The 6,168-nt window shown below is 53.4% G+C and carries 4 protein-coding genes; all 4 read right to left on the reverse strand.

Annotated elements, in window-relative coordinates; translation table 11 throughout:
* Positions 1-30: 30 nt before the first annotated feature.
* The gene (locus FEM01_RS20860) at positions 31-561 is read right to left on the reverse strand and encodes a hypothetical protein (RefSeq protein WP_138221354.1); all 531 of its coding nucleotides are present in this window, start codon (positions 559-561) and stop codon (positions 31-33) included.
* A gap of 8 nt (positions 562-569) precedes the next feature.
* Positions 570-5,198: an RHS repeat-associated core domain-containing protein gene (locus tag FEM01_RS20865; protein WP_138221355.1), complete on the reverse strand. Its 4,629-nt coding sequence runs from the start codon at positions 5,196-5,198 to the stop codon at positions 570-572.
* Positions 5,199-5,251: 53 nt separating this feature from the next.
* Entirely contained in the window at positions 5,252-5,683 is a 432-nt protein-coding gene (locus tag FEM01_RS20870; RefSeq protein ID WP_138221356.1) for a DcrB-related protein, read from the reverse strand.
* Between the two features lie 42 nt (positions 5,684-5,725).
* On the reverse strand, positions 5,726-6,168 hold a 443-nt coding region (locus FEM01_RS20875), incomplete at its 5' end, for a bacteriophage T4 gp5 trimerisation domain-containing protein (protein WP_431188618.1).

Consider the following 6,168-nt stretch of genomic DNA (forward strand, 5'->3'; position numbering starts at 1 on the left):
TTCGCGGTATGACTTCGGTTGTATTTGTAATTATTGGTACTTGGAGTAGAGAATGACTTTCGAATCATCTAGAGGAAAGAAGTCTTCCTCCAGTTCGTAAGTGCGTAGTGGCCAGAAATTCCCTTCACACTCCATTGCTACAGGATCTTCTTCAGAGTAAATGCGTGTCAGTTTCGTGATTTTTGTTTCGAAGTCACTCGGGTTTGAGGCGATTTTTTCATGTACCAAGTCAATGAAAGAGTTGTTGAAGCGGAGAAAACTTCCTATTGTAGAGTTGCAAAATATAGTTCTAATGGCGTCGTCTTCTTTGGTTATGTATTCAATGTGGTTGTCTGTTGTGTTAATTCCGAAGCAGCCGAAAAAATCATGGCCGAAGAAAATTGTCGGAGTTCCTAATGTTGCATTGATGTAAAGCTTGCTATAAAACTCAAGTCCGTTGTTTTGGTATTTTTTCAGTAGGGGGATTATGTCGCTTATTATGGAGGAGACGTTGGTTGATCTCAGTTGTTCACTACTTAGTGGTGTTTGAGTTTGTATGAGCGCGAGTGCTATAGGGGTCATGGTGTTTCTCAGCAAATGGTTTTTTTGATATTGGATAGTGCGGATTGTAGGGCGCTGCGACCTGAGGTGCTGTATTGGAAAGAAAATGTGTTTTTGGGAGAGTGTCTATTTACGAGCGAATTGCATCCAGGGCACGGTCGTCGCTCGGAGTATATTTCATTAATAGTGACTCCTGACCTGTTTGCGTATTTTGCCAGAAGCTTCTCTTCGGAGTGAAGCCCCCCAGGTGTGTTTCGCATAACCTCAATGTGTTCTTTGCCGTTGAGAGAATACTTAATTGCGGCGTAATTTGTTTTTGCAGCGTTAAAATTCCCTTCGATGATCCTTTGGTTTATCACGCTTTGGCTTAGGCCGTCGCCGTAAGGTATCTGCTCAACTGCCAATCCAAGTGGGTCGGCATAAGTGAATGCGTTAGGGCTGTATGCGGTGAGGTTGATTCCTCCGCTTATGCCTATTGTATCATTTTGTGTAAAGCGTCCTATGTCGGGATCGTAGTATCTAGATGTGTTGTAGTGAAGTCCAGTCTCTCGGTCAATGTATTGACCTTGATATCGTAGGTTTTGTTCGCGAGCTTGCTGCTTGCAGGCCCATTCATCATGTTTTTTCCCCCAGCCTTGATAGTCAGTTTGCCAAGTCGCATTGCCACTAGAGTCAGTTAACTGCTCCGGTAACCCAGCTAGATTGCTATGGAAGTATTGAAACGTCTCGTTGCCCGGTTTACCGTCTATGCGTGCCAGAGGTTCGTAACTATCCGGAGTGTCGTACACGTACAAACTAGCCAGTCCGCTTTCCACTTCCTGTAGTAGGCGCAATCCTTGCCAGTGGAAATGCACCCTCCGACGTGGCTCTGGATAATCCTTCTGATGGATCTCTTTACTGATGCGCCTGCCGAGTGGGTCGTAGGTAAAAACTACTCGTTCATGCTCGCTGCTCCGATACTGCTCCACACAAATCAGTCGATGCTCGGCGTCATACTCGAAATACTGTACCCAATTGCTGCCGATCCGCTTCTCGCACAATCGTCCAAAACGGTCATAGCGGTAGCGCTTGTCCTGATACACTAGCACCCGGTTGTGCTTGATCAGGCCGTTGAGCTTGGGGCCGTCGAATAGATTACCAGCTTTGTCGTACTTGAAATCCTCGACTTGCGTGGTCTGCCAGCTGGGGCGCGACTGCTGCACGGTTTGCAATTGCTCATTCAGGTCATAGCCGTATTGATTGCGCCCCGAATAGCTCTTGCTGGTGTGTGGAAGGTCAAGGAAGCGGCCGATGATTTGTTCGAGGTGAGCGTTCTCATCGTTGGTGGCGCTGACCACTCCTGTGCGCTGGGTCTGTGTCAGTACCTCGGCAATCAGGTTGTCGCTAGGATCGTAGCTGTAGGATTTGTCCAGCAGCGGTAGTGCTTCAATAGGGGCATCGCGGTAGTGGATCGCCTTGCCGGCCAGACGACCGCAGCTGTCGTAGCGAGTGCGCGTAACCAGCTTGCCTTGGGTACGCAGTACCTCATCGTGCACTGCATCGCGCTCGAAATCGCTGATGACTCCCCCATTCAGGTTGATCTGGTGCAGGTGCCCACTGCCATAGTACAGGTAGTTGAGTTCGCGCTGGTCGGGCAGGACCAGGGTCTGCAGATTGCCCAGCTCGTCATAGTGGTACTGCAGCAGGCCAGCACTGTTGGTTTCGCTCAGCAATTGCCCATTGGCGTTGAAGGTGTAATTGAGTTGCTGCTTCTCGCCCTGGTTGTCCGTGAAGGTGATGGCTATTAGGTTATCGGCGGTGTCGTAGCTGTAGACTGTAACACCATCCTCGGTGCGCTTACTCAGCAGGCGGCCAACCGCATCGCGCTTGAAATCGTGGCGGATCGAAGCCGTCCGCGTTGCTGGGGCGTTATCGGACAGTGGTGCTTGTTCATGAGGGGAGGGCACATGGGTGAGACTGGTGACTCCATCAAGCACATCGTATTCATAAATGCGCCCACTGCCATCCAGGTCTTCCTGTGCGATCAGGCGATCTAGATTGTCCCAACCGAAGCGATAGGATTCTTCGTTTTCATTCGTGAGTTGGAGCAAGCGGCCATAAGCGTCATAACTGAACTTCACGCGATAGCCCATGGCATCTACGCGCTCGATCATGCGACCACTGCAATCGTAACGAAACTGCAGCTTCTTCTGTGCAGGGTCGATGTAGCGTGTGAGTTGGCCTGCTGCATCCACCTCATAGCGATCGATGCGCCCGTCAGGGCGTTCGCTTTCAATCAGGTAGCCACGTGCGTCATAGCGGAAGAGGGTGTGTTCACCACGGGCATTGATGCTTTCGCGCAATCGGCCGTGCGAGTCATAGTGGTACAGGGTCTCGGCATTGCAGCAGTCGCGGTAGCAGAGTAGCTGGCCACGGGTGTTCCACGCCAGATGCTTGGTTTTTTCAAGGGCATCGACAATGCGGGTAACGCGGCCTTCCGGGTTGTATTGGTATTGGGTGCTACGCCCTAGTGAGTCCTGCTCCCACAGCAGATTGCCATGAGCATCATAGCCGTAGCGCTGGGTGCGCCCTGCGCCATCGCTGACTTGAACGGGTAGCGCCCAGTGCCGCAAGTACTCGATCTGTTCACTGCGGCCGAGAGGATCACGGGTTTCGATCAAGCGGCCAAGATCGTCGTAGCTGTAACGCCATTCTCCGCCCTGAGGGTCGATGCTCTTGACCAGTTGGCCGGCAACGATCTCCTCTTGCCAGCAGTTACCAAGCGGGTCTATGTACTTGTACACCTCGTACATCGGCCCCCAGTGGTAGCGACTCTGCCGGCCGAGGCTGTCGGTGACGAATGTTTCACCGTCTTCCAGGTTATATTCGAACCGGTATTCCTCGCCATCGCTCCCCCAGTGACGTACCACCCGCCACTCGTGATCAGGTTGTGGCTCAAGCAAAGGCGGCAAGGAGTAGGGCGTGCCATCGGTGCGTTTTGGCGTTGGACGCTTGGTAGGAATACTGAATTTTTCCCACTCGTAGTGACGCACAGCGCCGCTAGCCAGCTGATGACTGTTGAGATAACCCTCGGCGTTGTAAGTAAAGCGGCGGATCAGTTGACCAGTGGCATCAAGCACTTCATGCAACTGCCCGTCTTCGGTATACCGGTAGCTCACCAGTGTCTCGTTACGTTCTATAACGAGTGGTTCGCTGTTCTTTGGAAAAGCTTGTGAAACTTTGTTTACTCGATTCGGGTGACGTAGGTCATAGTGCAGTTGAACAATGGTTCGGCCATATTTGTCGTATAGAACCTGTAATCGGCCCTGGTCGTCATACATTAGGTCGATCACGTTGAGGTTGCGGTCACCGATGCGTGTCAGGCGTGAGCGCTGTGGGTTGAAAGGATCGGTGTCAAAGATTTGGTAGCGGCCTTCGTTGATATCCTCGACAACGGTCTGACCGCCTTCCAGCTGGAAGAATGCAAGGCCGTCCGTGACACTAACGAAAGCATCGCCAGCGCTGAGGCTCCCCAATTCCAAGCGGTTACCTTCCTCGTCGATATAGATCCACAGCTGCCCCCCTTGAGGATGCGGGACGCGTACCAGCTCTGCCTCGTAGGGGACACTCCAGCCCATTCCGAAGAGGCCGTCACGGCGTATATCATTGCTGTCATAACCACGCGCCCATTCAATTCCCAGCAAGCCCGGAAGACTGAAATCGACATCCTCCGGACCCCTGAGCACTTTGCTTCCAGTCGACACAATGACCGGATTCCCTACGCAGCGTTTGAAAAGCGAGAAGGGAAACATGCTTTTCAAGGGGCGAGGACGAAATTTTATCCGCCGGGAAATGAGTATCCCGGCAATAATCCCTGTGAACATCGCAATCTTGCTTTTGCCATTACGAATGTCGCGAACCGTCGCCGTTCCGCCGCCAATACGCACATTCGGCGACACTTTCTCATTCACATCGATAGTGGCATCGCAGGTGGTCTTGTCACCTGATCGTGCAGCGGGTTGGCCATTGATGAAAACGTTATCCGATCCCTGGGCGATAAAGTTGTCGGGCAGAGGTGGATGGCGGCTGCAGGAAGTCGTATCTTCGTCCCTGGGCTTTGCATCAGGATCCTTAGGCGTAGTGACGGGCGGGTTGAAGATGTCACGGATCGCCATGCCCAATCCCAAGACCGGAAACAGGTAGGGCGCCGCCGCCATCGCCATGGAACCCACATTTTCCAAGATAGAAGGTTCGGCTTGCTCGCCCTCGGCCGCTCCGCCGCCCGGTGGTCCGGTAATACCCGCTGCGCGAGCGGCAGGCTTGCTGTTGATGAAGACATTAGCTGACCCGCTTTCAATCTTTCCGTAGGGATCAGGTGCGTCGACACTGTTGCCAAGATCGTCGCAGAAACTGGAGATCGCACCTCCAATAGTCTGATCTTCGCCGACCGAAAGGGTGCTCATAGCGCCGACTGCCACGCCGGCGACGGCAGCGATGGCGATGCCGGCTACCCCCCCGGTCGCTGCGGTGCCTACAACGGCCAGACTGATGGCGGCGGCAACGGCAGCAGTTGCTGCTGCGTAAATAACGGCCTCGGCGATTGCGCTGATCATTTCGGCGGCAAGCGACGGATGTAGGATTGCATCGCCCTCACGAGCTGCATGGACAGTTTGCGCCATAGGTTTCAAGCTCTACGTGGTTAGAAAGGAATTGGCCTGAGCAGAAGAGGAGGTCAGGTAAATCGGAGCTTTTGTTTAATCCCGCGCCAGTGTTCGATATCGCTATCACTCAATGGGCCTGGCTTGCTGTAGTTGAGCACTAGCAAGCGTTGCTGATAGGGCACCAGGCAGGCCGCTTGGAGTTGAAAGTTGAGCTTCTCACCGACCATGAATTGGATGGCCATCTCGCGAGCCTCCACGAACTGCTCTTTGTCCCCCAGGCGTGCGACCTGGGTGGCTGTGATGGCCATTGCCTTCGATTTTTTGCGGAGCACGTTGAGTTGATCTTCAATGGCTTCGTCCAATGTCTTGTTGTGTGTGACCGGGCTGCGAGCCACTACCAATGTCGTTCCCCGGTTGGCGAAGCGCAGCATGTTCAGTGTCAGGTCTTCGGGTGCTTCCTCTCCTAGATCGAGTAGCACATCTTGAGTCAGGTATTCAGTCATTCGCAGAGGTCCTTTCTGGAGTTTTCGTGGTCACCGGTTGCATCATTCGAAATGCCCATCTACGTCGGCCTTTAACCCTCCGCTCGCTCGGCCGTTTGCAGTAGCGCCTGCTTGCCCGCCCTCAGGGTTAAGATCGAGCTTCGCTGCGGGCGTATTGATCTGCCCGCTCTGCTGGCCGGTGAGGTTGAACGTCTCGCAGGTGATATTGAGGGTGCCGTTGGCATGCATTTCGATAAGTGTCTTTCCGCACTTGAGGCGTATCGTGTTACCGGCTTCCACTTCATAGTCGCCGGCAATCAGGTCGTTCTTTCCGCCGCCGACTTTCAGCGTGTCGTTGGCTTTCACTGCACGCAGGCGGTTACGGCCGACGGCAATGGTCTCGTCCTGGCCAATCTTTTGGGTGCGGTCTACGCCAACCGCGAGTGTTTGGTTGTTATTGACCTGCGTGTTCTGGTCCTTCTGCGCATGGATAAACACTTCCTGAC

This window comes from Pseudomonas mosselii, assembly GCF_005796105.1.
Taxonomy (GTDB): domain Bacteria; phylum Pseudomonadota; class Gammaproteobacteria; order Pseudomonadales; family Pseudomonadaceae; genus Aquipseudomonas; species Aquipseudomonas mosselii_C.

Excerpts from the sequence above, each read along its gene's own strand:
- FEM01_RS20860 (WP_138221354.1), bottom strand. The coding sequence starts at position 561 with ATGACCCCTATAGCACTCGCGCTCATACAAACTCAAACACCACTAAGT.
- FEM01_RS20865 (WP_138221355.1), bottom strand. The coding sequence starts at position 5,198 with ATGGCGCAAACTGTCCATGCAGCTCGTGAGGGCGATGCAATCCTACAT.
- FEM01_RS20870 (WP_138221356.1), bottom strand. The coding sequence starts at position 5,683 with ATGACTGAATACCTGACTCAAGATGTGCTACTCGATCTAGGAGAGGAA.